We start from the raw sequence: 24,650 nt of genomic DNA, 5'->3' as shown, positions 1-24,650 counted from the left end.
GCTCTTTTTTGTTTTTGTGAATCAAAGAGTTATTATATTTGATGAAATATATGGCAAATGGGAGTTGGTATGGTGTTAAGGGGTACTAGCGTACATAATTCATTATTTGACAATATGTTCTATGAAATCCTGGCAGAGGATATGTCATTTGACCAAAAGATGGAAGAAATTGCAAAAGTCCTTCCTCAAATACTTCGATATCCGGAGAAGGCGTCTGCAAGGATATTATTTGGTCCTTATTCTTATAAGTCTCCTGGTTTTAAGCAGGGTAAATATCAAATCTCCTCTTCAAATATACCCAAAAATGAAGAGAAAAGCCATGCGTTATGGCTGGAGTTATTTTATAAGGATCTTTCATTGAAAAATAATTACGAACCTTTCACTTCTGATGAAAAACAAAAACTTGATTTCATTGCAAAGATTTTATCTATATTTATTGATAAGGAAATCGAAGTGAAAAGAGCCCGTTATGATTATGATTTCCTTCTGGGCAGTACAAATGAAATTCCATATTCCCTTAACAGTGAAGGAAAAATTGTCTATGTTTCACCCAAGGTTCAAGAATACGGTTTGCATCCTGAACAAATGCTTTCCCGGCCATTTGCAGATTATGTATGTCTGGGTGATAGGGATGAGTGGTTGAATATATTTAACAAAATAAAATCAGTGGATAATTTACCCCTTAAAGCACAGATACGTATCCAGAATGGCAATAAAGAATTGCATTGGTTCCAGAACCGTATAGATCCAATATATGATGAAATGGGAAACTTTTTGGGAATTAATGGTATAGCTAATGATATAAACAGGAGGAAAGAGGCGGAAATCCATTCTCAGAAACAGTCCAATGCGTTTCGTTTCCTAGCAAGAGCGTGTAATCAGTTGGTAGACCCATTTTTTGAAGATATTGATCTGCTTATAGAACCAATTCTGGAAAAGATCAGGGAAATTCTTGATGCAGATTCAATTTTTATATATGAACTAAACCATAGCGAAAATAATATGCATCTAACACATTACACTTGTGTGCCACCCTTAAAAGGAAGATGCGAACTGGCAATGGATAAATTAAGCTCACTGTCAACTGCACAATTCCCGACTGTAATTGAGAAATTCCAGAAAAATGAGCCCTATTACGTGAATTCTATAGAGCAACTTCCAGATTCTGAAAAAAATCTGAAAGGACTCTTGACAACATTGGATATTGAATCGGCTCAGATTATGCCTGTACATGTCGAAAATCAGTTAGTAGGATTTATCGGTGTAGTTTCGGCCACAAAAAACAAAAATTGGCCATCCTATAGTGATGGTCTCCTCAGGATATTGTTTGATTCCATATTCAATGCAAAGGAACGTGGTAAGACCTATATGATGCTTGATAATACAATGCACCTTTACCGTTCTCTTTTTGACAGATCAAATGATGCTATCTTAATCCACTCTTCTGAGGGTGCCATAATAGATGCCAATAGAAGTGCCTGCAAAATAATTGGCTGTTCCCATTCTGATATGTTATCGATGAAATTTGCTGATCTTTATCCTCAGGAATCTAAATATATGGCACAGTCAAAATCAGCAATCCAGAATACATTGAATGAAGGATCCACACGTTTCGAATCGAAAATGAAACACATGGATGATTCAGTTATTGATGTTGAGATCAGTTCTTCTGTACTTGATAAAGAAAATAATATCATGCTCAGCATAGTAAGAGATATTACCGAACGTAAAAAGTACGAACTGGAACTGGAAAATTATCGCAAACATCTGGAAGAACTTGTGGACCAACGTACCTCCGAACTCCAAACTGCCAATTCCTGGGTCTCTGCCCTCTATGACAATGCTCCTATAGGTATCGGTGTGCTTAATAAAGATCTGGAATTGATTGATATTAATAAAGGCATGAACGAACTTACTGGTATTTCGAGAGAAAATATTGTTGGTAAATCTCTATTTTCCATATGTACCGAAGGATCTTCGAAGTATCTTGATAAGGACCTAGGAGCAGGTATTCTTGAAAAACAATTTTCCACAGAATTGCACTGGGTATGCAATAAAAAACACATCTGTATACAGTTCAATTCCCAGCCACTGGGTTTGAAAGATTCTCCTCAAAAAGTAATCTTTACTGCACAGGACATTACACGCAGAAAACAGGCTGAAATCGCCCTTAAGGATTACGCAGACCAATTGGAGAAATCTAATGAAATGAAGGACCTTTTTACCGATATAATGCGCCATGATCTTTTAAATCCTGCAAATATCGTTAAAGGTTTCACAGACATACTCATTAAGAAAGAAAAGGAAGAAAAAAAGATTCATTTCCTATCAAAGATCAGGGATAGCACAGAACGCTTGATCGATATGATCGAAAACACAGCTTACCTGTCCAAACTTGAATCTACTGAAACCCTTGAACTGCAAAAGATGGACCTGGGTCAAATTCTAACTTCCTGCATTTCAGAGATGTCCCCTCTGGCTGAAAATGAAAATATGGATATAATATACGATCTGCAACAGCCATATCCTCTAAAAGCCAATCCTATAATCAAGGAGGTTTTTATCAATCTGCTTTCAAATGCAATCAAATATAGCCCTTCGGAAAGTTCAATTCATATAGGGGTGCAGGAAAACGACTCTTCATTTAAAGTAATGATTAAGGATAGGGGGTCTGGGATTGCTGATGATGATAAAACATACATATTTAACAGGTTTAACAGGGCACAAAAAGGAAGCATAAAGGGTACAGGTCTTGGACTTGCAATAGTAAAAAGAATTGTAGATTTGCATGGTGGCAGTGTTGGAGTGGAAGATAACCCACAAGGGTAGGGTAGTGTTTTCTGGGCATATATAAAAAAAGACCCTGAACACAATAGAAATTCATGTTTTGGGTAATTTCACATAAACTGTAGTACCCAATCTTTCCATACTCCTTGCCTATATACTTCCGTTATGAATATGATTACCCTTTTGCATATATGGAATCCCAGGCCAACACCATTATAGATGCGGGTTGTGGACCCAGCTATCTGGTAAAATATGTCAAAAATACGCGGAAGTTTTTCTTTTGGTATGCCTATACCATTATCCTTTATCTTTATGTGCATATATTCTTCTTCCTCTTTCAGGGTAATTTTTCTACCGGATCCTGTGTGAATTTTGAGGCATTGTCCAGTATATTCAGGAAAACGTATGTTAACCAGTTCCTGTCGCCATAGAGAAGGGATGATTTAATTTGAATATCAATGCCTATATCGACATCTTTTCCTTCTGTGTGGACTTTCATTTTATCCATAGCATCCGTTATGATTTCACCAACATCAACCTAGTCCACACATATTATAATGGTTATATTATTTTTATTTTCAATGTATGTCTTTTTCGCCATCTTTATGAGTGAAATATATATAGTATGTTTTGTTGCAATATTCTTGCATAAATGACCCATATAGTCGTATTACCCGTCCATCCTGTCGTCTAGTTTCCAAAAAGTTATATAAAGGCAGAAGGCTATACGGGACAGACCTTTAACATATCATATTAAAAGCTAAATTCAGAGTTGATTATATTGGCAATCGAGAACGGAGATTTCATAAAAGTATCATATACTGGTAAATTCGAAGGCGGTCTGATTTTTGACACTACCGATGAGGAACTGGCCAAGGAAAACCAGATATTCAATCCACGTGGAGTATATGGCGGTGATGTGGTAGTTGTAGGTGCCGGTCATACCATTAAAGGGCTTGACGAGGATTTTGTTGGCAAGGATGTTGGATACAAGGGAGAACTTGTCATTCCTCCTGAAAAAGGATTTGGAGAACATGACCCCAAGCAGGTCGAGACCATTTCCCTGAATAAGTTCGAGGACCGTAAAGCAACTCCTGGGATGGGTGTAGAAATAGAAGGAAAACGTGGTGTGGTCACCAAGGTCATCGGAAGACGTGCACGTGTTGACTTCAATCATCCCCTTGCAGGCAAAGAAGTAACCTATGAATACACTATTGATGAGAAACTCGAAGGTGATGTTGACAAAATAAATGGTTTGCTTTCTCTTTACACAGGTGTACCAGAAATCGAAGTTGAAGTTGAGGATAAGACTGCCATTATCAACATCCCTGTTGCACTGAGTTTCAACCAGCGCTGGCTCATGTCAAAGAACAGGATTGCTTCTGAGATAATCGAAAACATCGGAATGGAACAAGTCAAATTTGTCGAGACTTATCCGGTAGGATCCCCTGCATCTGCAGAAGAGGAAGAAGCAGAAAGCGAAGATTATGAATCAGGTGAAGAGTAATCTTCGCCAATCTTTTATATCATAAGCGCTGTTCACCCGATGCTTGTGATTGTTTTTCATTGTGCTGAGGTAGCCAAGCGGCCTACGGCGCCGGTCTTGAAAACCGGTGGTGCTCTGCGCCCCGGGAGTTCGAATCTCCCCCTCAGCGTCTTTTTATTTTTTTAACAATCAAAAAAAGGAAGGTAGATTATTCTTTCAGGAATTCCGTGACAGTTTTGCCGAATGAGCGAGCAGCTTTTGGATCTCTGGCAGTGATTATATGGCCATCTCTGATAACCTCTTTGTCCTTATAGTCAGCTCCTCCCCTTTTGATCTGTTTTACACTTTCCGGATCGCTGAATACGGTGCTCTTTTTACCTTTCAGTATTCCTGCTTTTGCCAGCACTACCGGTGATACACAGATAGCAGCGATCAATTTGTCCTGTTTGTAGGCATCCTGGACAATTTCGTGCAGTTCCTTGTTATCCCATAGATATTGCTTTGCCCCCCCGCCTCCTGAAATGACAATGGCATCATAACTATCGGCCTTTTCAGAGGAAATGGTCGTGTCGGGTTTGACTTTACCTCCAAGCATACCTTTGGCAACTTTATTTTGATTTGTTGCAACGGTTATATCAAATCCCGCATTTTCAAAGATCTCTCTGGGTTGAAGGAATTCTTCATCACGGAAATTTTTCTGGGCGATTACCATTAATATTTTCTTTTTATTATCCATATCGATCACCGTATTACGATATCTGCTGTATCCTATTTGGTATTACCGATTACAATACCAATGCAACAAATATCCTCGACTTCTCAGTTAGTTCTGGTTTCTGCAAATCTGGCGAATTAATTATCTCTATGTTTGAGATTATTAATCAGTTGTACGAGTTCCTGGCGCCGGAACATTCCTTTATGCATAATGCAGGCAACATTATCATCAAGCATTTTTCTGCTTTTGTTGGTAAGTTCCTGTGCAGTACAGACAATAATGGACTCTTCGAAATAGGATCATGGTTTTGGATATATTCAATAACATCATAGCCACTGAATTCTGGCATCATCAGGTCAAACAGTACTAATGTCAGGTTGCTTTTTTTGGATAATTTCTATTGCTTCTTTTCCTCCGGAAGCATCCAGTATCCCGAAACCTTCCGAATCCAGCATGGAATGGATAAGTTCTCTATCTTTTTCCTCATCATCTATCACAAGAATCGTTGTCTCTTCTGGTTTCATGCTTTTCCTGACTCTTTCAAGTGTTTCGATAAGATCGGTTTTGTCAAGAGGTTTAACAAAATAATCTTCAACTGCCCACATGCTGTCGATTTTGCCCTTGTCCAGTATAGATGTTATGATAACAGGTATGTCCCGTGTATGGCTGTCCTTTTTGAGTTTATCAAGTACGTTCCAGCCGTCCTGACCGGGCATCATTATATCAAGGGTGAAGGCAAGTGGTTTGAGTTCCTTGATATTTTTATTACCTGATCTCCTCTTTCCACTCCGATTGCATGGTATCCTTTCGAACTCAGCATCGCAAGCATAAGTTCTCTTGATTTTGGATCATCTTCAGCAACCACCACTAATGGACCATCTCCTTTAGGATTGTGGGGTGTAGCGACAAAGCTTTCCTCGTCAACTTTCGGTTCAGGCAGTTTCTTTTCAACTTTGTCTTCCGGTATCAATTCGTTTTTTCCGGAGGATCAACAGGTATGGAAAAAGTAAATGTGCTGCCTTTTCCTTCTTCACTTTCCACTTCAAGTGATCCGCTGTGAAGTTCTATGAACTTATTTATAAGTGCAAGCCCAAGCCCCGTACCTTCATATTCCCTATTTGACGTGGAATCAAGCTGGACAAAGGGTTTGAACAATTTGTCCCGATCACTTTCAGCAATGCCTATGCCTGTATCCTCTACAGCTACATGCACCATGTCTTCAGATGTGGAAGGAATAATTCTCACGTTGCCTCCCTCCGGGGTAAATTTTATCGCATTACTTAGCAGGTTATAAAGAATCTGCTTAATCTTTCCTTTATCTGCTCTTATTTTTGGAATGTTTTCGGCTGGGTCTATCTGTAGGTTTATGGATTTCTTGGCTGCCTGTGGTGAAATGATTGTTTTAACTTCTCTGAAAACATCATCCAAATAGAACATCTCGTAATGGAGTTCAATTTTTCCTGCTTCTACCTTCGATATGTCAAGGATGCTGTTAATGAGCTCGAGCAAATGTTTGCCACTTTTAAGCACATTTCCCACATACTTGGTTTGTTCTTCGTTCAGTTCCCCAAAAACCTGATCCAGTAGTATATCCGAAAATCCGATTATGGAATTAAGTGGGGTGCGCAATTCATGACTCATTGTCGCAAGGAATTCACTTTTTGTGCGGTTGGCAGTTTCAGCTTCTATTTTTGCATTTTCCATCTCTATTTCTGTATTTTTACGTTTTGTGATGTCTACTACAATACCACTTACGATAACCGGATTTCCGTGTTTGTCCCTTTCTGTAATTGCACCCCTGTCATGATACCATTTCCATTTACCATCCTTTGTTCTTATCCGGTAGTCCACTTCATACGTGGGACATTTTCCTTCCATATGGCAACGCATTGCTTCCATTGCAATTTCTCTGTCCCGGGGATGCAGAAGTTTCATGAAATCAGTATAATGTGCATCCTTAAATTCATCCAGGGAATATCCCAGTCTGGTAACTTTACCTGGGTCAAAGTTTACTTTGCCACTGGGAATATCCATTTCCCACCAGCTGAGTTTACCTTCTTTCATTGCATTCTGCAGTCTGTGTTGTAATTTTCCAATCTGTTTTTCTGCTTCTTTCCTTCTGGAGATGTCCCGTGCAATACTGAGTATCACTCTTTCTCCATGATAATCAATGGCTTTGCTGCTTATCTCCGTGGGAATTTTTTTGCCGTCTCTGGTCAGGTGGACAGTTTCAAATATCAATGAACCTTTTTTCAGAATTTTGTCTGTTTTTTCGGGTACTTCTTTGGCATTTGATTGAATATCAATATCCATGGGTGTCAGGTTTAGTAATTCTCCCCGGGTGTATCCCAGTCTTTTGCAGGCAATTTCATTTATCTCCAGAAAATTGCCCTCCAGATCATGGATAAAAATTGCATCAGCTGCGTTGTCAAAAAAGGTATGGAATTTTTTTTCGCAACGGATGAGTTGTTTCTCCACATTCCTGCTCTTTATAGCCTTGCCTAAACCCTTTGTAACCAATTCCACCAGTTTTTTTTCTTCATCCCGAAAGCCTGTATCACCTGATGGTTTGTTTTTGAAATACTCCAGTTTGCCTTTTGTATTTCCATTGACTTTGATGGTGTGCTCAAATTTTAGGTCGGCCTCAAGGAAATTGGCACTTGTAAATATTCTGTCTTCAAAAGTTATACGTGCAGAATATCGATTTCCATCACAGTTACCTGCCAGGAGTTCGGTAATATCTTTTATCAGCTTGTCCGTATTCTCTGAATATACCAGGATATCGTAAAAACTGTCAAGACATTCCAATATCTGGAGGCCACTATCTTTTTCAGATTTAGTATCAGTATGTTTTTTGGTGGTCATGGCTATCGATTCCTTCTGTATATACAAATAGTTTGTTTGTTTTTTATTTATAATTATCACTTATAATAAATGGACATCTACTATTTTTGATCACAACCTATTTTTATGTGGAAGGCCCATTAACACAAATATTGTCTAACATCGATCTGACCTCTATCCTGATATCATTCCAGACATTAACATTATATAAGAGAAAGTCATAGTGGGCCGAGTAAGTCTGTATCATAGGTTTTTACACAGCCTGTAAAAGGGCAGTGCTGGACCTTAGTTCCAGGGCTACGGGACGCAAGAATGTGTCCTTAAGGAGGTTTATAATGGCAGACGAAGAAATAAGACATCTTGTACGTATAATGAATACTGACTTGCAGGGTAAGCAGAAGGTCCTTTATGCACTCACTGGTATCAAGGGGATTGGCAGAAGGACTGCGAGACTTATTGCAGAAAGTGCAGAAGTAGATCCATCAGAAACCATTGGTTATCTTTCTGATGAGGGTATTGCCAGGCTTAATGAAGCTATCGAAACATTTGAAAGCCACCTTCCTGTGTGGATGCTTAATAGGCAAAAGGACTTGTTGACAGGCGAAAATAAACATCTTCTCGGACAGGATATTGACCTGACCATAAGGGAAGATTTGAACGATCTCAAAAAGATTCGTGCTTATCGTGGTATACGCCATGAAAGAGGTTTGAAGGTACGTGGACAGAGAACCAAATCCGCAGGACGCGGTGGGTCCACAATAGGTGTCAGCAAAACAAGATGAAGGTGATTTGATATGGTTTATCCCGGAAAGAAAAGAAAAAGTTATGACACCCCGAAGCACCCCTGGCAAGCTTCCCGTATGGCAAATGAGGTTGACCTGATTAAAAAATACGGCCTCAGGAATAAAAAAGAACTCTGGAAGGCACACAGTATTCTCAGACGTTACAGGGCAGATGCCCGTAGATTGCTTGCTGATTCTGCAGAAGCTGAACTTACCGGTCATGCAAAGACTGAAGCAGACCAGATTCTATCTAAATTAATTCGTTATTCCATGATCAAAGGCGATGCCGAGATTGATGACATTCTGGCATTAAACACAGAAGCTATCCTTGAAAGAAGGCTTCAGACCCTTGTCCATAGACTTGGTTTGGCCAGAACCCCCAAGCAGGCAAGACAGTTTATTACCCATGGTCATATTGCAATTGGTGGTAAGAAGTTGACAGTTCCTGGTATGCTGGTGTCTAAGCAGGATGAGATGATGATCGATTACTACGATACATCACCTATGACAACCGAGTCACACCCGGAAAGACCCGCTCAGGTTGCATCTTCCCTTGTGGAGGAATGAAGGAGGTTTGAATTATGGCAAATGGAATATGGGCTGTTGCTCACATCAAATGTTCATTTAACAATACTATAATCACAGTTACCGATATAACCGGTGCTGAAACAATAGCAAAATCATCCGGTGGGATGGTAGTCAAAGCTGCAAGGGATGAAAGTTCTCCTTATACTGCTATGCAGATGGCCGGCCAGCTTGCAGATACTCTCAGGGATAAAGGTGTCGAAGGTGTACACATTCGTGTCCGTGCTCCCGGTGGTAACAAGCAGAGAAGTCCCGGTCCAGGTGCACAGGCAGCCATTAGGGCTTTCGCACGTGCAGGTATCAGGATTGGACGTATTGAGGATGTAACGCCTGTGCCACATGACGGTACCCGTCCAATAGGCGGCAGGCGCGTCTAATTGCAGTGTAACACATATAGACAGGTTTGTAATTTCACGAGGTTCCCGAAAATGGAAATCGATATACTTGAGCTGTCTGATAGATCTGCCAGATTTATTTTGTCGGATGTGGATGCAGCTTTTGCGAACGGATTGAGGCGGGCTATGCTTGCCGATGTCCCCACTCTCGCAATCGATGAAGTCAATATTTACAACAATACTTCAGTCCTTTATGATGAACAGATAGCTTTGAGACTGGCCCTGGTACCTCTTGTGACAAGTTTCGATGAGTTTACTCCTCATGAAGAGTGTTCCTGTGAAGAGGGGTGTCCGGCCTGTACGGTTTCCCTCACATTGAGTGTAGAAGCACCAATGGGTGAGGAAAAGACTGTTTATTCAGGGGACCTTGTATCCGCAGATCCTAAAGTAAAAGCTGCTGATTCCAACATCCCTGTTGTTAAGCTTAAAGGCGGGCAGCAACTTGTCCTTGAAGCGATTGCAAAGATGGGTTACGGTCACGACCACGCTAAATGGCAGGCAGGAGTTGCCTGTGGTTACAAAAATGTGCCAGTGATCAAAATTGAGGATTGTGATCTCTGCGAAAAGTGTGTTGAGGCCTGTCCTCGCGATATATTGGCCCTTGGTGAGGAATCTGCAGAAGTTGTGAATGATAGGCTATTGAATTGCTCTCTCTGCAAGCAGTGTGTAGAAGTCTGTGGGATTGATGCAATCTCGGTTCGTGAGAATGATACATCTTTTATTTTCACTCTTGAATCCGATGGTTCATATAGTGCAAAAGAGTTAATTATGAATGCAGTTAATACTATCAGGACGAAAGCTTCAACCCTTGATGACATCCTGGGTGAATTGTAATAGGAGACATCTTTTCCTATTATCCTTTTATAGGATCTAATAGCAGAAGCAAAAGTTCATAATTGGAATTTTTGTTGGCCATCCATATGGGCAAAGTATATATAGCATTGACCCATTTATGGCGAAAAACAACAGCGTGCGAGGGTTGCCCAGCCAGGCCAAAGGCGCTAGGTTGAGGGCCTAGTCTCGTAGGAGTTCGAGGGTTCGAATCCCTTCCCTCGCACCAAATACTTTTTTAAGCCATTAAAAACATTTGCATATTCACCTTTCTTGATTTTTATTTCCCATAATATTACATAGGCGCTCCTTAACTGTGTTATTTTAACGATAAGTTTAGGGTTTACTGCAGGCCAACTTAAACCCTCCTTTATCTTTTGGTGTGGTTTTGATAGGTCTGCGTTTTGCACAATAGTTAAATAGAATTGAGTTATTACAAAATTAGTTGATTAAATATCGCTCTATAGTCAAAGGGGGATTTATTCATTTCAATAAAGAATATCTGGGGTAAAATAGAGAATACACTAAAGTCAATAAAAGGCATCGAAGAAACTCTTTTACTGAATCAGGCTGACAGGTATTATATTTTTGGGCTTGAGGTTTCTGATGAAAAGAAATCCTCCGCCAGCCTTGGAATTAAAAATAATACCGGGGTAAAAAAAACACTTGGCTCACAGATTCTTGTCTCTTTCCTGACAAACCAGGAATATGATTGGCCAGAAAATAATCTGAAACTCATATACGGGGATGAAATTGTGGGTGAAGATATCAGTGATCCTCTGGAGCTTGCACGACTTGAAAAATGCAAGGATTGCTGTGTGATGGGTAACATAGTGTTTTATAATGATAGGTTCAAAGCCCTCAAATCACCGGGTTTAGGACTTGAAATGTTAATTCAGGCAAAACCTTTCCCTGAAGTTGAGAATATCTCCTGTGTTTCAGAAGCTATGGTTGCATTACCCTCAAGGTTAAGTGATTCCTATATCAAATCCAGGATGGGTATTGAATCGAACAACTCTATGGGAACTTTCCTGTTAGGTCTGGATTTAAAACCGGATTTTTGTGCAAATATGGATTATTGCGAACCAGCCGAAGTTTGTAATCTTTCACCCTGATTTCATCTTTTCTTTGCATAACTCCCAATAATCGGCAATAAATTGATAAAGTATTAGTGCTTGAACTCACTTTATATATTCAATAATCGAGAATTGATTTATTTATGGGCGTAAGTTTTTGATTTATATGATGGAAAGGAGATTTATATGTCTGTTTTGAGGGATACGGGATGCAATGTCCCTTCTACTATTGTTAGAAATTTTTATCCATTCTATAATCCGCAGAACGTTGAGGGTATGATTATTGGCAACGATCTTGACTCCCTTCTGAGCGCCTCTTTTCTTAAAACAAAATTTGGATGGGACATAGTTGGTGTCTATGACTATGAAACATTAAGTTTTTCATCTACTGTAGAAAATTTCCATAATAAGTTGCTTGAAGGAAAATATATTGCTGTGGATCTGGACATATATCATCCATGTATCTTCTCCATTGGGCATCACATAATAGGATCCAGCTGTCAGGACTGCCTTGAAGGTCATTCCAGTTCACTGAATCCAAATCTTCTAAGGGGCATCCATCTCCAAAGTTACAGGAGAAAGTATCCGTTAAGTACCATTCACTTTCTTCTCTGGCTGTTTGAATCAGAAGCGGGTCTGGGTATAAAGACCAGAAGTCTTGTATGGCTTGCGGATTCCTCTTATGTAAATGGACAGCGTCACAGATTCAGGTCGAATGTTCATGAATGGGTGATGAATTTTTTCAGTTCACCGGCATTTCTGGATTCTTTCGAATTAATTGATACGTATAAGTTTGAATATTTATTATCCGACTGGCTGTTTCCTCTCCTTAAGGAAACCGGGTTGAATATCTCAAGGGGTCAGGTTAGGTCTTATCATCTGGGTCTTTCCGGTTATCAATGCCAGTGGACATCTACTGAAAAAGAAAGAGCCTGTATTCTTGCGATGCTTGAACTGATAGAACATATTACAGGTTGGCATGCCCCTACATTCCCGCGTAAATTTATCGAAATAAAAGGTGTTCGCAGGAGTATTGTTCTAAGCGATATTTTTAAAGATAGTACTAATCTGGATTCTTTTCTGCTAAAAAATAATGTGTTTTCTTTTGTATTTCCTACGTCAAAATCAATTAATTATACAACAGGAATTAAATTGTGATCCGGGTTAAGTCCAGATTGGTTTTATTGTGGATGTCTGTTTTAATCTTTTTTTTCCATTTTCTTAATTGCTTTCTCGATACTCCATCTACCTCTGCCCAATTCTTCGCCAATTATCTCTATAATATCTTTTTTGTTTTGTCCACTTTGGCGCAATTCCCTGTATCTTGTAAATAGGTAGTCTTCCTCCTGTGAAGTCCAGGAGTTTCCCTGGTTTTCCAGATTCTTGATGATAGGTTTGCGTAATTCCGGGATCATAAATCCAGGTTTAATGACACTGCTTTGTCCAATTTCCCGGGTTTTTGCTCTAAACATCGTTTCGGATATTTCAAAGCCAGTACAACGCCTATTCAGGCCGATTGCAACGGTTGCAGTTGAAAATCCGCCCAGGAACATGTCACAAACAAGGTCGCCTTCATTGCTACTGTATTGTATAATTTTCTTCAGGAGTTTGTAGGGCAATTCATTCTTATTTTTAATTTTGCCGGGTTTGTACTCCCTGTTAATTATCCAGACATCTTCCCTGTCCCTGTAATTCAGTGACCTCCCATCTTCTGTTTTTTCACAGGTTCCGTATCTTGATTCCAGATTAAAGGTGCGCCTTTTGCCGGGTTTTTGGTAGTATAAAATATGATAATGGGAGGATACGTATTTTGTTTTTGTGTAAACACCAAAATTGTATTTCCATATTATGTGATTGATCTCCTCCAGATTTGTCTGGTACAGAGCATGGAGGATATGATAGAGATTTGTGTATCCGGAGACAATGTAGATGGAGCCACCCGGTTTTAGAATTCTTTCTGCTTCTTTAATCCAGGTCAGACTGAAATCTGCATATTTATCTTCCGGGATTTCTACATATCCATCAATTACAAATTTTTCATTCCTATTGTAATGCTGGTGTAATTTGTCCCCTTTTATCCCATATGGAGGATCGGTAATTATCAGATCTACCGATCCATCGGGGATATGAGTTGCAGCTCCTGTAATGCAATCCTCATTGTAAAATACATTCCCATAAATTTCAGCGGGCTTCATTTTCAACTCCTTACGCCAGGTATTTTCATAACCTATCTGGAAGAATAAATAAATATTGTCTAAAAAATGGCTGTTTTTGAGTCATTTATATTACTTTCACCTTGCTTGGAGGTCCTTAAAATAGCTTATATTCTTATTTCTTATTGAGGTGATAAGTATGGATGAATTCTTCAAAGGACTTATCGAGAGAACCAAACGCTATGAAAAACTGGACCACTGTAGGAACAATTAACAATAAAAAGGCTGGCCGGTCTTCATCACCCTCCCGTCATGGTTTCTGATGATACCGGCCTTTTATGAATTTTATCTGTTTTTTTCAGGTATTTTTTTTGGTTGAGCATCAACATCTCTTACATCCAGTTTTCTCTCTATATTATGGATAAAATGCATTGTCCTGTTGGAAAGTGTTCTGCTTCTCTCTTCCTGTCTCTGCTGGTATGTACGGATGGATCGAAGGAAATCAATTTTCCTGAATTCCGGCCAGTATGGGGCGCAGAAATAGGCTGCACATTCATTTCCACATGCTTGCCAGGGGAGGAAATTCGAAACCCTTTCATTTCCCCCTGTGCGAATTATGAGATCAACATTTGATACGGCTGAATTTTCTTCCGGATATAGGTGTCTGGATATGGTTTTTTCAGTTATTTCACCCGTTTTGATATTCCCTGTTTTTATCTTCCTGGCAACTTCACGTATGGCCTGTATGATATCCTGTCTTCCGCCATAAGCAATTGCAATGTTAAGTTTTAGCCTGTCGTAGTCCTTTGTTGCCATCTCGACTTTATCAATACTCTGCAAGAGGTCCCCTGGCAAAAGGGTTCTGTCTCCAATTACACGTACTTTTAGGCGTCTTTTATGTGTCCTTTCATCAACACACATCTCTTCAAGTCTGGTTCCTATAAGTTTTAGTATACTTTTCTTCTCATCTTTTTTCCTGTTGAAATTCTCAGTAGAAAAAGCATATATTGTCAATTCCTTGATGCCGCTTTCATAGGACCATTCAATGACTTTTTCAGTAATATTGGCTCCCCGGGCATGGCCGTATGAGGTGAATTTACCAAGTTTTTTGGCATATCTGCGGTTTCCATCCATTATAATAGCTATATGCTGCGGTAATTTAGAATTACGGATATTTTTTTCCAGAAAAAATTCATATCCTTTATACAACATTTCAGGTAATATCCGCCACATCATTATCAGAGCTACAGGTGATGTTAATAATTGTCAAGTACTGAACGTACGATATCCCTGTAATCATTTTTTAATAAATAGATATTGTGATCGCCGGTTACATCAATACTCAGGATTCCCAGGCGTGTGTTCATGAGCCCAACCATAGCTGAAACTCCCCTGTAACTGATATCAAAATTCTTTTCATGAAGGTATTTATAGATATCATTGGTGGTATATTTCCCGCCGTCAAGGAACAGTTTAAGCACCACTTTGCGTATCCCTGTTTCATCCCGGCCAAGATATTTTATCAGCCTTGATCTTACCCGGTTTTCAATGGTTTCCAGCACGAACACCTCTATCTAAACTATGTTATTTTTGCATATATATTTATGCTAACTTGTAATATGTATCCCAGAAAAGAAACAATCTCAAGACCTTTTATTTTTCTGATGCGGGATACCTGTTTGCCTGCCTTTTAAGGTTTGAACTGCCCCTTATTATTCATTTTAACATAAAAACATATTGTTTTATTTTAAGTTCAAGGGTATTTTTGCACTTTAAACAGGCATGCTTTCCACAATCAGGCCATCTGAGGTAGGGTATCTTTCAATAATTTCAATTTTATCACTAATGTCGCGGATATCATCTGCAATATCTTCAAGTATCCAGGATGCGATCTCAATTATATTTTCCTTTATTTCATACATTTCTTCAGGAACTTCAAATTCCTGCAATTGCTCAAGTATTTTAGCAGTATTTTTGGTATGTATTATTCCAAATATGATTGTTCCATCATCGGTTATTTCGTCAAATGAGCGAGAGGTATTTTCTGCAATCCTAATAAGACGTTTCCTTAACTGTATAGCGTCTTTATATGCAGATGAGCAGAAATGCCCCCTTCTAAAAAGTTTTATGACTTTTAATGCACTATCTCGTGAACCTGCTACCGCATTTGATATATCATCCTTTAACCGGTACCCTCTGCGATGCAATTCCCTGTAATTTGTATCTGTAAATTCCAGTTCATTGAAATTGATGTAACAATCAACGTTATCACACAAATCAGCAAACTTTCCAATACCTTCTATGGCAGGCACTTCGATTCCTGTTTCCAGCTCTGCTTGTTTACAATTGAGAATTGCCGTCTTAAATTTACTTTTTTTAATATTCTCCCATTCCTGCAGAGGAGGGTGAAAACGTATCTCGTCCAGTCCTGCTTCAACAAGATTATTAATTGCTTTTTCATCTACGGGTAAGGCAGTATAGAGATGAATATGGTACTTTTGTCCGAATGTGCTTTTCAGTAGATGGATGTAATGCAGGACCTTTCCCATTTCAAGGAGTGGTTCACCACCCGTAATTCCTGTTCCCAGGGCCTGCATACGCATGCTTTCTTCTATTACTTCATCATCGCATTGCACTTTCCTTTCATTGGCATATGCGGCATCGCCTTTTCTCTCTTCTGATAGCGGACAATAGAAACAATTCTTACCGCAACGACCGGTTATGTACAATACCATTTTTGCACCATCGCGGCACATTTTGCAACCGGTTGAAAGATAACTGTAAAAAGAGCCTGCTTCTGCTTGCTGGATATTTGCCATTGCTTTTGCATGAATATATAAGTATATAACTTTTTCTTTACCCATCGATTAACTAATATGAAATCAGTCATCATTTCATGGTACCTGGGTCACATGTAGCCGTATTCGGCTGCAAAGGCTGTAGAAAATGTATATCTATTTGCATTGAGAATGCAAATTTTATAGTTCCGGATGCGTTCAAATAGACATACAAAAGTGTAATGCTTGTGAGCAATGTGTTTCTCATTGTCCAAATAAGGCTCTTTTGTTGATGGATTAAGCAGCCATAAATCCTGCAGGTAAATCTCAAAAATGTTTCCGTTATATTTTTATTTGATAGCAGGTATGATTGAGACATGAAAAACATATGTTTTCCGGAATCTGTTGGTTATGTGAAAAGTACCTTTAAGGAACCTGTATTTGATGAAAAAATGTATTCATCAATTTCCTTTATTGAAATCTATCCTGATTTTGGAGAAGCCCTGGATGGAGTTGATGAATTTAAGAAAATCCAGATATTGTTTCAGTTTGACAAAAGTCAAGGCTATAAATTAAAGCAAAAGCGTCGAACCGATGGTAAATTGGTGGGGGTATTTGCCACCCGCAGTCCCCATAGGCCAAATAGTATAGGGATAACAACGGTAAACCTTCTTTCAGTCGACGGATTAACCCTGGAAGTGGAAGGCCTGGACGCCATAGATGGCACTCCTGTACTTGACATTAAACCGTATACCATCAAATTTGACTGAAAGAATTTTCTGGGATTCAGTTTTACCAATAAGTATAAATGATTGTTTTTACATTCAGCATGTGTCAAGCGGGCGTGTGGCCTAGCCAGGATATGGCGGCAGCCTCCTAAGCTGTAAGTCAGGGGTTCAACTCCCTTCACGCCCGCCATTTTCTTATTATGTAATTTATTATATTGTATTTCTTTTTATACCTAAGTTTGTAAATTCTTCTATTCTCTATTGCAATTAAATACTATGAAGTACGAATTATATATTGTTATACAAAGAATACTATATGTATTTGCGCAATATCGATTAATTCATAGAGGTGAGTTGATGAGAATAAGGATGTTGAATTCCAAATATGAGATTGAAACTCTTAAAGAAGATGAAGAAGTTGTACATCTTTCTTTCAGGCCGAGCAATACGGATATTATGCAGATTATCACCAGATGCAAGGGTTTAAGGGCTCTGCAATTGCCTTCATCCTACAGGAAAACTCTGTCAGATGTGGCAATTAAATTCCTTGAAATGGAAGATGTTGAGTTACTTGAAGGTGACCTGAAAAGTACTGGTATCTCAATGTATAAGGAAATCGATTCTGAAGAGTGATTATAGTTTTTTATAAGTATTATTTGCAATTTTTATATTCTTTAGCCCTGTCACCTGCAACTTCCAGACAGGGTTATTACAATTTTGACTCGATATTTTTATTTATCTTTTGTTCATTCGTACCATTCATGCTATTATTTCGGAGGAATCTAATATCCATAAGCAGTTACCGGGTATAATTCGTAAGGCTGTAATTGAGGATGTAACTCCCATGAAAGACCTCATAAACAGCTATGCGAAAAAAGAGATTATGTTACCCCGCTCTGTGGGGGAACTATATGAAAACATAAGGAATTTTTATGTTTATGAGGAAAATGGTGAAGTGATTGGTTGCTGTGCTCTTCAGGTTGTATGGGAAGATCTGGCCGAAATCCTGTCTTTTGCTGTTAAACCCGAACACACTGGAATGGGCATTGGGTCGATGCTACTGGATACCAGTATCGAAGAGGGGAAAAACATCGGGGTGAAAAGAGCATTTACCCTTACTTACGTGCCGGAATTTTTTGAAAGACAGGGTTTTTCAAAAGTTGAAAAGGCATCACTGCCGCATAAGGTATGGGTAGGTTGCATAAAATGTCCAAAATTCCCGGATTGCAATGAAATTGCCTTGCTCAGGTATTTGTAATTTATTTATCATGATTTCACTCTTGCATTTAATAAAGGAAGGCTATGGATGATCAGGACCAGATTAAGGGATTTTGTACGTACAGATGAAGACTGTTTTTTTTCGGTAGTCGATTATTTCCACCCCGACGGTATAAGGGGAATACTAAGGTATGCTCCGGATGAGGAGGGGAATCGATTTGCAAACGGAATGAAGTACAGGAAATACGATTTCGCCGATTCTTTTGATTACATGCGCAAGCATCACCCGGATTGGATAGCTGATGTACATATAATTCCACAGGAACGGATTTCAGAAATTCTCAGCCCTGTAGATCGGGTGCCTGAAGTAGTTGACTCGGATGAACAAATCAAAACAATTGTTACGGTTCTTTCTGATGCTGGTATACCTATGAGCAAACAGGGAGTTACCGGTTCAATCCTCCCTGGTTTACAAAATGACATGTCTGATATTGATTTTGTGATTTACGGGCCGGACTGGTTTAAGGCACGTGATGCCATAAACAGGGCAAAACTATCCAGTTCCCTTATTGAGGCAATCGATGAGAATATGTGGCAACGTATTTACAGAAAACGCTCTCCTGAAATTTCATATGATGAGTTTCTTCTGCATGAATTGAGAAAAGGAAATCGTGGAATGGTAAATGGTACCTATTTTGATCTCCTCTTCACAAGAGATTGGGATCAGATACATCAGCCCCTGGAAAGGGGGACAGATACCAAGCATATACAAATAAAAGCTACTGTTACAGATGCGACATTTGCTTTTGATAATCCTGCGTTGTATAAAATTGATCATGAGGAGATAGACCATATCCTTTCATACACGCACACCTATTCGGGTCAGGCATTAACAGGAGAAAGAATAGAAGCAAGGGGAGTGGTTGAGGAGCTGGGACATAAAAAAAGGCTTGTAGTAGGTACTTCAAGGGAGCCCCGGGGTGAATGGATGCGCTCCCTTACGTTGCTTGAGAAAGAGGGTTTATTGTAATCAGCCCCCTCCAGTGGACTGATATACATTCTCCAGATTTCCTGAAGAGGCTTCCTCGTCCTGGCTGAGCAGGTAATCCTTTACATCGCTTGCACTGTATTCTTTTTCTCCCCTTTTTCCTACTTTTTCGTCTGATACTTTCAAGGTATCGACCCTGTAGTAAAGGTCTGTGGTATTCATCAGGGCCCATGTGCCTTCATCATCTTCCTTTATATCGACGATTTCTCCCAGAGTTCCAGTATTGAGATATCTCACCACCATGCCTTTTTCAAGGGGGTGACCGTCGATGTCAGATGTTTGTATTTGTTCCATTTATATTGCCTTCTTTAACTATTTGCAATCTCATTTTTGAGATCACTGAAATCCGCAACCCTTTCGGCAAATGCATTATGCCTGTGTATGCTTTCCTCATTTATCTGTTTAATAGTTATTACAGCATCATCGGGTAGGTGGGGGAACTTTTCTACAACTTTCTGTGCCATTGTTCTCACACAGTCTTCCACGAATTTTGGATTTCTGTGAGCGGTTTCTACCACAAAAGCTTCGTCCTGGCGCTTCAATAATTCGAAGACATTTGAACTCATGGAGTTTTCGATAACCTTTATTATCTCTTCCAGAGACACTTCGACATCACACTTTGTCTGGATAGAAATTATACCCCTGCCTCGCTGGTTGTGGGTGGGCATTGGCATCCTTTTGAGGAAAAGGGATATGGTCTTCTCATTCACTCCAAGTTCTGTAAGCTCTTTCATGGCCTTATCCCGCATAATTTCCTGTGCACAGGGGCATGCGGTCATTCCTACAACTTCTGAACCAATAAGTTTCTTGACTTCGATGTTGTTTTCTTCATCACGGGTTGCAAAGGATTCTGCGAATATATCGACAACTTCCTGACATTGCATTTTATTCACAGGCGCTTCACGTTTGATCACGTACTCACTTTTCATGATCACTTCTGCCTGAGTGGCATATTCATGTCTTGTGAGAAGATTTTGTGCAACATCTCCGCAAAGTTCTTCTATCTCATAAACAGGCATATTGACTGCCTTTTCGAGAACCTCATCTATAGCTTCAAAATTACGTGAAAGGTTTGCTCCTTTCCTGTCGGAAGGCAGATCAACAAAAATATCGAAAGTAGATATAAGGACTATTGGTCTTTTATCTTTTCTCTTGATCTCGACCAGTTTTTTCACGTCGGTTACACCGACTCTGGTGAGGTTTATCGGTATTTTTGGTTTATTTGCCTGAACATCTGGTAATTCTAATACTGGGAGTTCCATTTAAATGACCTCTAAACGGGTTAAGTAAAATAAATTGATTGTAATTGAAACTATAATTGAAACTTATTCATCGCATGTAAATGTTTTGTTGACGAATTTATTGTATGTGTTTACTACTGTGCATTAACCCTTTTGGTCGGTTTTCATTCAAATCATTATCAAAAGGCAACATTAAAAGTTAATTATATATACAACAACATTACAACTAATCAATAACCGGTAACGGTGGACAAGGTGATTAAATGTCTAAGTCAGAACCGAGAAATTTTGTATTAAGGGATGAAAAAGGAAACGAACATGGAGTATTTACAGGAAAGCAACCAAGACAGGCAGCTCTTAAAGTTGCAAACCGTGGTAAAGGCACCAAGAAAAACCCTGAAAAAATTATGCTCCGTGAAAGGGGGACCAAGAAAGTCCATGTTTTCTATGGTTGGAAAGAGGAAGTTGATGCTCCCAAGAACAAACCAGACTGGATGCCTGACAAAATCAACAAGCCTTTTGTAAGAAAAGAAAAACCAGGCATAATCAAACTTGAGCAAGTCTGATTATTTCTATTACTTTCTTATTATACTCATATAGGGGTTATCCCCTTGTTTATCTATTTTTCTTTACAAAAAGTTTAAAGCATTGTTTTCCTATGTAGCCTTTATGTCAGAAGGCTCGTATAAGAAGGAAAATATATTGATTGAAGCCCTTCCCTACATTCGTGAATTCTATGATTCATTTATGGTGATAAAGGTTGGAGGGCACGCAATGGTAGACCCCGAAATAATGAGTGCAATTGTTGAGGACATTGTGCTTCTCAGATTCGTGGGAATACATCCGGTAATCGTACATGGCGGCGGACCTGAAATTACTGAAAAAATGGAGCAGATGGGCAAGAAACCCGAATTTGTAGGCGGCTTGCGTATTACTGATGACGAGACCATGGAAATTGCCCGTATGGTCCTTGTAGGCAGCATCAATACGAAAATTGTGTCCCTGATTGGTCAGCACGGTGCAAAAGGTGTGGGTCTTTCCGGAAAAGACGGGAAAATGATAATGGCTCGCAAAAAACCTGCCCAGAGGGTTATGATAGAGGATATAGAGCACAGTGTGGACCTGGGGTGGGTTGGAGATACCGAAATAATCAATACGGAATTGATCCATATAGTGACAAATCAGGGCTACATACCTGTGATCTCTCCGATTGCTGTGGATAATGAGGGCAATGCCCTGAATATCAATGCAGATACGGTTGCCGGAGATATTGCCAAATCCCTGCAGGCCAAAAAACTCATTCTAATGACTGATGTGGCAGGACTTATGAGGGATCCTTCAGACACTACGACAAGGATTTCACGGGTGCTTGCACCTCAGGTAGAGGATCTGATTGATGAGGGAATTATTGGTGGCGGTATGATCCCCAAAATGCGCAGTGCATCCACAAGTGTAGAAAACGGTGTAGAAAGGGTGCATATAATAAATGGAAGTGTGCCCCATTCCATCCTTCTGGAACTGTTTACAGATGGCGGGATAGGCACTATGGTATTTTAAGTTTTCAGGATTTGATGGGGCAGCCAAAGGTTAACCCGTCAAGTTCCAGTACTTTTTCCCATTCTTCCTTGCAATCACAGTTGAGGTCTTCCAATATCGCGATATCCTGTGTGAGGGAATATTCCCTGATCGTATCGGCAACCATGTGGCTGCATTCCCTGCAGTTATGAGGTCCACGCTTTGAGCCGGCTCCGACGGGATCCGATGTGATTACAAGATCAGGGTGATTCTTTTTGGACTCCATGAGTATCCGGACAACACTCCATAGCCAGGGCGGTCTGTATTGGTTTCTTTCCCATAGGCGTTCCACAAAAGTTCCTCTCTGGACATTACACAGGTTTATGGAGACCGTGTCAACCAGGCCGGCAATATCATTTATCGTATCTATAATGTCGTTCATTCCTTCGATTTCTGACAAAAAGGGTGGTTTGAGAAGCAGGTATGCCTTAACAGTAACACCTTTCTCATGAGCAAGTTGTGCCGCACGGGAAAAACCTGCATAGGTAAAACCCTTGTTTATGGAACGTTTGCGTATTAAATCACTGCTTGTCTCAAGACCAATAGCGATTTCAAATCCGGTGTTTTTTAGCACTTCTGTGCAGGAAGCAAGGGTATCTTCTGTTACAAATTCGGGCCGGGTTTCTACAATTACTTTCTTGATCCTTTCGTCTACTTCCATTTTATTCAGTAGGGTTTCTCTGACTTGTGCATCAATTTCCTTTTCATCCAGGAAACTGCCGGATGTGAATATTTTTACTATGAATTCCTGCAATCCGGAAGAACGCTCAAGTGCTTTTTCGTACTGCTGCAATAGGTCTTCAGCTGATGGAGGTGTGGAGGCTCTGTCATAAACAAAACCACACATTGTACACCCTCCTTTTATCCCCCACCAGCATCCACAGGTCTTGAAAATAAGGGTTAGGGTATCTGTTATTTCTCCTTGAAGAAGATCTTTGCCTGTCCAGACAGCAGCAGGCTCATTGTTTGGAGCCTTTTTTATGCGTTGCTGCTGTCTAATTTCCAGTATTCTATCATTAAGATTCATTCGAACTCGATAGTAGCAGGTGGTTTTGGTGTTATGTCATAGACAACTCTTGCTGCTGTGGGGATTTCCCCGGTTATGCGCGAGCTGATTTTTCTGAGGGTATCCCAGGGTAAATCCAGGGCCTCTGCGGTCATACCATCTCTTGAACCTACTGCGCGCACTGCAACGATCCAGCCATGTACCCTTAGGTCGCCTTTTACGCCGGTCCCTTTGCCCAAAACTGCCGCGAATGTTTGCCAGGGGAAGAACTGTTCAAGCAGTTCTTCTTCCACAATCGCATTTGCTTCTCTGACAACTTCGATCTTTTCTCTTGTAACTTCTCCGATTATCCTTACTGAAAGTCCCGGTCCCGGGAAAGGCATTCTTTCACAGATTTCTTCTGGCAGTTCGAGCGCATGAGCGACTTCCCTTACCTCGTCCTTGTAGAGGTCATCAATAGGTTCTATAATATGTTTGAAATTGATATGTTCGGGCAGGCCGCCTACGTTGTGATGAGACTTGATACCACCATCGGATTCAATCTTATCCGGGTATATGGTCCCCTGGATCAGACATTCTGCCTCAACACCGAGTGCTTCTTCTTCAAAGACACGAATGAAAGTCTCACCGACAGCTTTTCTTTTTTCTTCTGGGTCCTTGATTCCCACCAGGCTGTCAAGGAAACGATCCTTTGCATCGATGATTTGGAGATTCATGTCACCGAATATTCCCTTTATTCGTTCGGTTTCACCTTTTCTCATAAGACCCGTGTCTATATAGATCGGTATCAGATTATCACCAATTGCACGGTGTGCAAGGATTGCACATACGGAACTGTCAACACCTCCCGAGAGGGCGATGATCGTTTTGCCCTGCGCTTTGGCTTTTATTTTCTCGATTGCTTTTGGAATGAATTTTTCGGTTTTTACCATGAAAGGAAACTCCATATGGTTTATGATGATTTGTGCTTACTAGGGATTTGTATGACTTAATCGTACCGATGCAATTTTTAATTTATATAGATATGTTTTCCGGTCGGTAACTTGGTACTGTTCAGTAAAAGCATCTTTCCCATTGATAAGGCGTATATGAGTTTAGATTTTGATAATTTCTGATGTAATTATGATTAAACATCTGTATCCAGTTATTAATATGCTGAACAAGTCCCTCTTTATGTGGGAAATATTTATCGAACATCTTAATCCTCCTTTTAAAAGATTTGACCATCGCTCGATATAATTTCTGATATCCCCGGATATTACAGTTCTCTGAATCCCGGGTTTCGCTGTAGCAGTGTACCATGGCCCCCATCCACAACTGCCCTCTTTGGCATTTCTCCATATATTCGTTTCAAATCCTTAAAGAAAGATTTCGTAGTTAAGTGGTTCCTTGTAGGATATATC

29 protein-coding genes and 3 tRNA genes are annotated in these 24,650 nt (G+C 39.9%); 18 read left to right on the top strand and 14 right to left on the bottom strand.

Translation table 11 applies throughout. The features are described 5' to 3' along the window. The first annotated feature begins 57 nt into the window (after positions 1–57). Entirely contained in the window at positions 58–2,829 is a 2,772-nt protein-coding gene (locus CI957_RS03145) for a PAS domain S-box protein (protein ID WP_128754200.1), read from the top strand. A 68-nt stretch (positions 2,830–2,897) separates the two neighbouring features. On the opposite strand, the gene CI957_RS03140 is transcribed toward CI957_RS03145, so the two are convergent. Both CI957_RS03140 and CI957_RS03135 read right to left on the bottom strand, forming a co-directional pair. Then, positions 2,898–3,107, bottom strand: coding sequence for an ATP-binding protein (locus CI957_RS03140; RefSeq protein WP_096711695.1), 210 nt, complete (start codon positions 3,105–3,107; stop codon positions 2,898–2,900). Between the two features lie 17 nt (positions 3,108–3,124). Continuing rightward, positions 3,125–3,295: a HAMP domain-containing histidine kinase gene (locus CI957_RS03135; RefSeq protein ID WP_123151341.1), complete on the bottom strand. Its 171-nt coding sequence runs from the start codon at positions 3,293–3,295 to the stop codon at positions 3,125–3,127. Between the two features lie 273 nt (positions 3,296–3,568). Here CI957_RS03135 and CI957_RS03130 point away from each other — a divergent pair, with 273 nt between their 5' ends. Then, positions 3,569–4,294, top strand: coding sequence for a peptidylprolyl isomerase (locus tag CI957_RS03130; protein WP_096711694.1), 726 nt, complete (start codon positions 3,569–3,571; stop codon positions 4,292–4,294). A 63-nt stretch (positions 4,295–4,357) separates the two neighbouring features. Beyond that, positions 4,358–4,442, top strand: a tRNA-Ser gene (locus tag CI957_RS03125). A gap of 39 nt (positions 4,443–4,481) precedes the next feature. On the opposite strand, the gene CI957_RS03120 is transcribed toward CI957_RS03125, so the two are convergent. The 4 genes from CI957_RS03120 to CI957_RS03100 form a co-directional block, all read right to left on the bottom strand. Then, positions 4,482–5,009, bottom strand: coding sequence for a DJ-1/PfpI/YhbO family deglycase/protease (locus CI957_RS03120; protein ID WP_096711693.1), 528 nt, complete (start codon positions 5,007–5,009; stop codon positions 4,482–4,484). A 335-nt stretch (positions 5,010–5,344) separates the two neighbouring features. Beyond that, positions 5,345–5,707 (bottom strand): response regulator, encoded by a 363-nt coding sequence (locus CI957_RS03110; protein ID WP_096711692.1) that lies wholly within the window; start codon positions 5,705–5,707, stop codon positions 5,345–5,347. Then, a complete protein-coding gene (locus CI957_RS03105) occupies positions 5,707–5,958 on the bottom strand; it encodes a hypothetical protein (RefSeq protein WP_128754199.1) in 252 nt (83 codons plus the stop codon). Before CI957_RS03105 ends, CI957_RS03110 begins: the two co-directional genes overlap by 1 nt. Beyond that, positions 5,955–7,853: a PAS domain S-box protein gene (locus tag CI957_RS03100; protein ID WP_128754198.1), complete on the bottom strand. Its 1,899-nt coding sequence runs from the start codon at positions 7,851–7,853 to the stop codon at positions 5,955–5,957. Before CI957_RS03100 ends, CI957_RS03105 begins: the two co-directional genes overlap by 4 nt. A 314-nt stretch (positions 7,854–8,167) precedes the next feature. Here CI957_RS03100 and CI957_RS03095 point away from each other — a divergent pair, with 314 nt between their 5' ends. The 7 genes from CI957_RS03095 (at position 8,168) to CI957_RS03065 (ending at position 12,659) form a co-directional block, all read left to right on the top strand. Continuing rightward, positions 8,168–8,614: a 30S ribosomal protein S13 gene (locus CI957_RS03095; RefSeq protein ID WP_128754197.1), complete on the top strand. Its 447-nt coding sequence runs from the start codon at positions 8,168–8,170 to the stop codon at positions 8,612–8,614. Between the two features lie 12 nt (positions 8,615–8,626). Then, positions 8,627–9,181, top strand: coding sequence for a 30S ribosomal protein S4 (locus CI957_RS03090; RefSeq protein ID WP_105460023.1), 555 nt, complete (start codon positions 8,627–8,629; stop codon positions 9,179–9,181). 14 nt (positions 9,182–9,195) lie between these two features. Beyond that, positions 9,196–9,576 (top strand): 30S ribosomal protein S11, encoded by a 381-nt coding sequence (locus tag CI957_RS03085; RefSeq protein ID WP_013037689.1) that lies wholly within the window; start codon positions 9,196–9,198, stop codon positions 9,574–9,576. A gap of 51 nt (positions 9,577–9,627) precedes the next feature. Continuing rightward, positions 9,628–10,428 carry a DNA-directed RNA polymerase subunit D gene (locus CI957_RS03080; RefSeq protein WP_096711688.1) on the top strand — a complete coding sequence of 267 codons (801 nt, stop codon included), beginning with the start codon at positions 9,628–9,630 and terminating at the stop codon, positions 10,426–10,428. 138 nt (positions 10,429–10,566) lie between these two features. Further along, a tRNA-Leu gene (locus CI957_RS03075) sits at positions 10,567–10,654 on the top strand. Between the two features lie 526 nt (positions 10,655–11,180). Further along, positions 11,181–11,540 (top strand): hypothetical protein, encoded by a 360-nt coding sequence (locus tag CI957_RS03070; protein WP_096711687.1) that lies wholly within the window; start codon positions 11,181–11,183, stop codon positions 11,538–11,540. Positions 11,541–11,687: 147 nt separating this feature from the next. Then, a complete protein-coding gene (locus CI957_RS03065) occupies positions 11,688–12,659 on the top strand; it encodes a hypothetical protein (protein ID WP_128754196.1) in 972 nt (323 codons plus the stop codon). Positions 12,660–12,700: 41 nt separating this feature from the next. Here the strand turns inward: CI957_RS03065 and CI957_RS03060 are convergent, their stop codons facing one another. The 4 genes from CI957_RS03060 to CI957_RS03045 all read right to left on the bottom strand — a co-directional run bounded on the left by CI957_RS03060 (position 12,701) and on the right by CI957_RS03045 (position 16,473). Next, positions 12,701–13,696: a site-specific DNA-methyltransferase gene (locus CI957_RS03060; protein ID WP_128754195.1), complete on the bottom strand. Its 996-nt coding sequence runs from the start codon at positions 13,694–13,696 to the stop codon at positions 12,701–12,703. 303 nt (positions 13,697–13,999) lie between these two features. After that, the gene (uppS, locus tag CI957_RS03055; RefSeq protein WP_241645862.1) at positions 14,000–14,866 is read right to left on the bottom strand and encodes a polyprenyl diphosphate synthase; all 867 of its coding nucleotides are present in this window, start codon (positions 14,864–14,866) and stop codon (positions 14,000–14,002) included. Between the two features lie 44 nt (positions 14,867–14,910). Continuing rightward, positions 14,911–15,222: a DUF2551 domain-containing protein gene (locus CI957_RS03050; protein WP_181079131.1), complete on the bottom strand. Its 312-nt coding sequence runs from the start codon at positions 15,220–15,222 to the stop codon at positions 14,911–14,913. A 204-nt stretch (positions 15,223–15,426) separates the two neighbouring features. Beyond that, positions 15,427–16,473 carry a radical SAM protein gene (locus CI957_RS03045; protein ID WP_096711912.1) on the bottom strand — a complete coding sequence of 349 codons (1,047 nt, stop codon included), beginning with the start codon at positions 16,471–16,473 and terminating at the stop codon, positions 15,427–15,429. 181 nt (positions 16,474–16,654) lie between these two features. Between CI957_RS03045 and CI957_RS11205 the strand changes: the two genes are divergently transcribed. From CI957_RS11205 to CI957_RS03015, 6 genes are all read left to right on the top strand, one after another. After that, positions 16,655–16,732 (top strand): 4Fe-4S binding protein, encoded by a 78-nt coding sequence (locus tag CI957_RS11205; protein ID WP_096711911.1) that lies wholly within the window; start codon positions 16,655–16,657, stop codon positions 16,730–16,732. 76 nt (positions 16,733–16,808) lie between these two features. After that, positions 16,809–17,201 carry a tRNA (N6-threonylcarbamoyladenosine(37)-N6)-methyltransferase TrmO gene (gene tsaA, locus CI957_RS03035; protein WP_128754194.1) on the top strand — a complete coding sequence of 131 codons (393 nt, stop codon included), beginning with the start codon at positions 16,809–16,811 and terminating at the stop codon, positions 17,199–17,201. Between the two features lie 70 nt (positions 17,202–17,271). Beyond that, positions 17,272–17,349: transfer RNA gene (locus tag CI957_RS03030), tRNA-Arg, on the top strand. A 167-nt stretch (positions 17,350–17,516) separates the two neighbouring features. Continuing rightward, complete coding sequence (locus CI957_RS03025) at positions 17,517–17,792, top strand: DUF1699 family protein (protein WP_096711683.1); 276 nt, start codon at positions 17,517–17,519, stop codon at positions 17,790–17,792. 175 nt (positions 17,793–17,967) lie between these two features. Further along, positions 17,968–18,417 (top strand): N-acetyltransferase, encoded by a 450-nt coding sequence (locus tag CI957_RS03020; RefSeq protein WP_164909025.1) that lies wholly within the window; start codon positions 17,968–17,970, stop codon positions 18,415–18,417. A gap of 48 nt (positions 18,418–18,465) precedes the next feature. Further along, complete coding sequence (locus CI957_RS03015; RefSeq protein ID WP_096711681.1) at positions 18,466–19,407, top strand: DNA polymerase subunit beta; 942 nt, start codon at positions 18,466–18,468, stop codon at positions 19,405–19,407. On the opposite strand, the gene CI957_RS03010 is transcribed toward CI957_RS03015, so the two are convergent. After that, a complete protein-coding gene (locus CI957_RS03010; RefSeq protein ID WP_096711680.1) occupies positions 19,408–19,719 on the bottom strand; it encodes a DUF2098 domain-containing protein in 312 nt (103 codons plus the stop codon). 14 nt (positions 19,720–19,733) lie between these two features. Continuing rightward, positions 19,734–20,687, bottom strand: a complete 954-nt coding sequence (gene mptA / locus CI957_RS03005; protein WP_096711679.1) for a GTP cyclohydrolase MptA — start codon at positions 20,685–20,687, stop codon at positions 19,734–19,736. Between the two features lie 242 nt (positions 20,688–20,929). Between mptA and CI957_RS03000 the strand changes: the two genes are divergently transcribed. Continuing rightward, the gene (locus CI957_RS03000; protein ID WP_096711678.1) at positions 20,930–21,232 is read left to right on the top strand and encodes a non-histone chromosomal MC1 family protein; all 303 of its coding nucleotides are present in this window, start codon (positions 20,930–20,932) and stop codon (positions 21,230–21,232) included. Positions 21,233–21,335: 103 nt separating this feature from the next. Next, complete coding sequence (gene argB / locus CI957_RS02995; RefSeq protein WP_096711677.1) at positions 21,336–22,223, top strand: acetylglutamate kinase; 888 nt, start codon at positions 21,336–21,338, stop codon at positions 22,221–22,223. Between the two features lie 4 nt (positions 22,224–22,227). Here the strand turns inward: argB and CI957_RS02990 are convergent, their stop codons facing one another. Together CI957_RS02990 and guaA are read right to left on the bottom strand one after the other, a co-directional pair. Beyond that, positions 22,228–23,268 (bottom strand): archaeosine biosynthesis radical SAM protein RaSEA, encoded by a 1,041-nt coding sequence (locus CI957_RS02990; protein ID WP_128754192.1) that lies wholly within the window; start codon positions 23,266–23,268, stop codon positions 22,228–22,230. Then, on the bottom strand, positions 23,265–24,179 hold the full coding sequence (guaA, locus tag CI957_RS02985) for a glutamine-hydrolyzing GMP synthase (RefSeq protein ID WP_096711675.1): 915 nt from the start codon (positions 24,177–24,179) through the stop codon (positions 23,265–23,267). Before guaA ends, CI957_RS02990 begins: the two co-directional genes overlap by 4 nt. Positions 24,180–24,650 lie beyond the last annotated feature (471 nt).

Origin of the sequence: Methanohalophilus sp. WG1-DM, from assembly GCF_004104135.1 — an archaeon.
GTDB lineage: Archaea > Halobacteriota > Methanosarcinia > Methanosarcinales > Methanosarcinaceae > Methanohalophilus > Methanohalophilus euhalobius.
The sequence above is the reverse complement of the archived record's forward strand: the minus strand, read 5'-3'. Positions and strand labels throughout refer to the sequence as shown.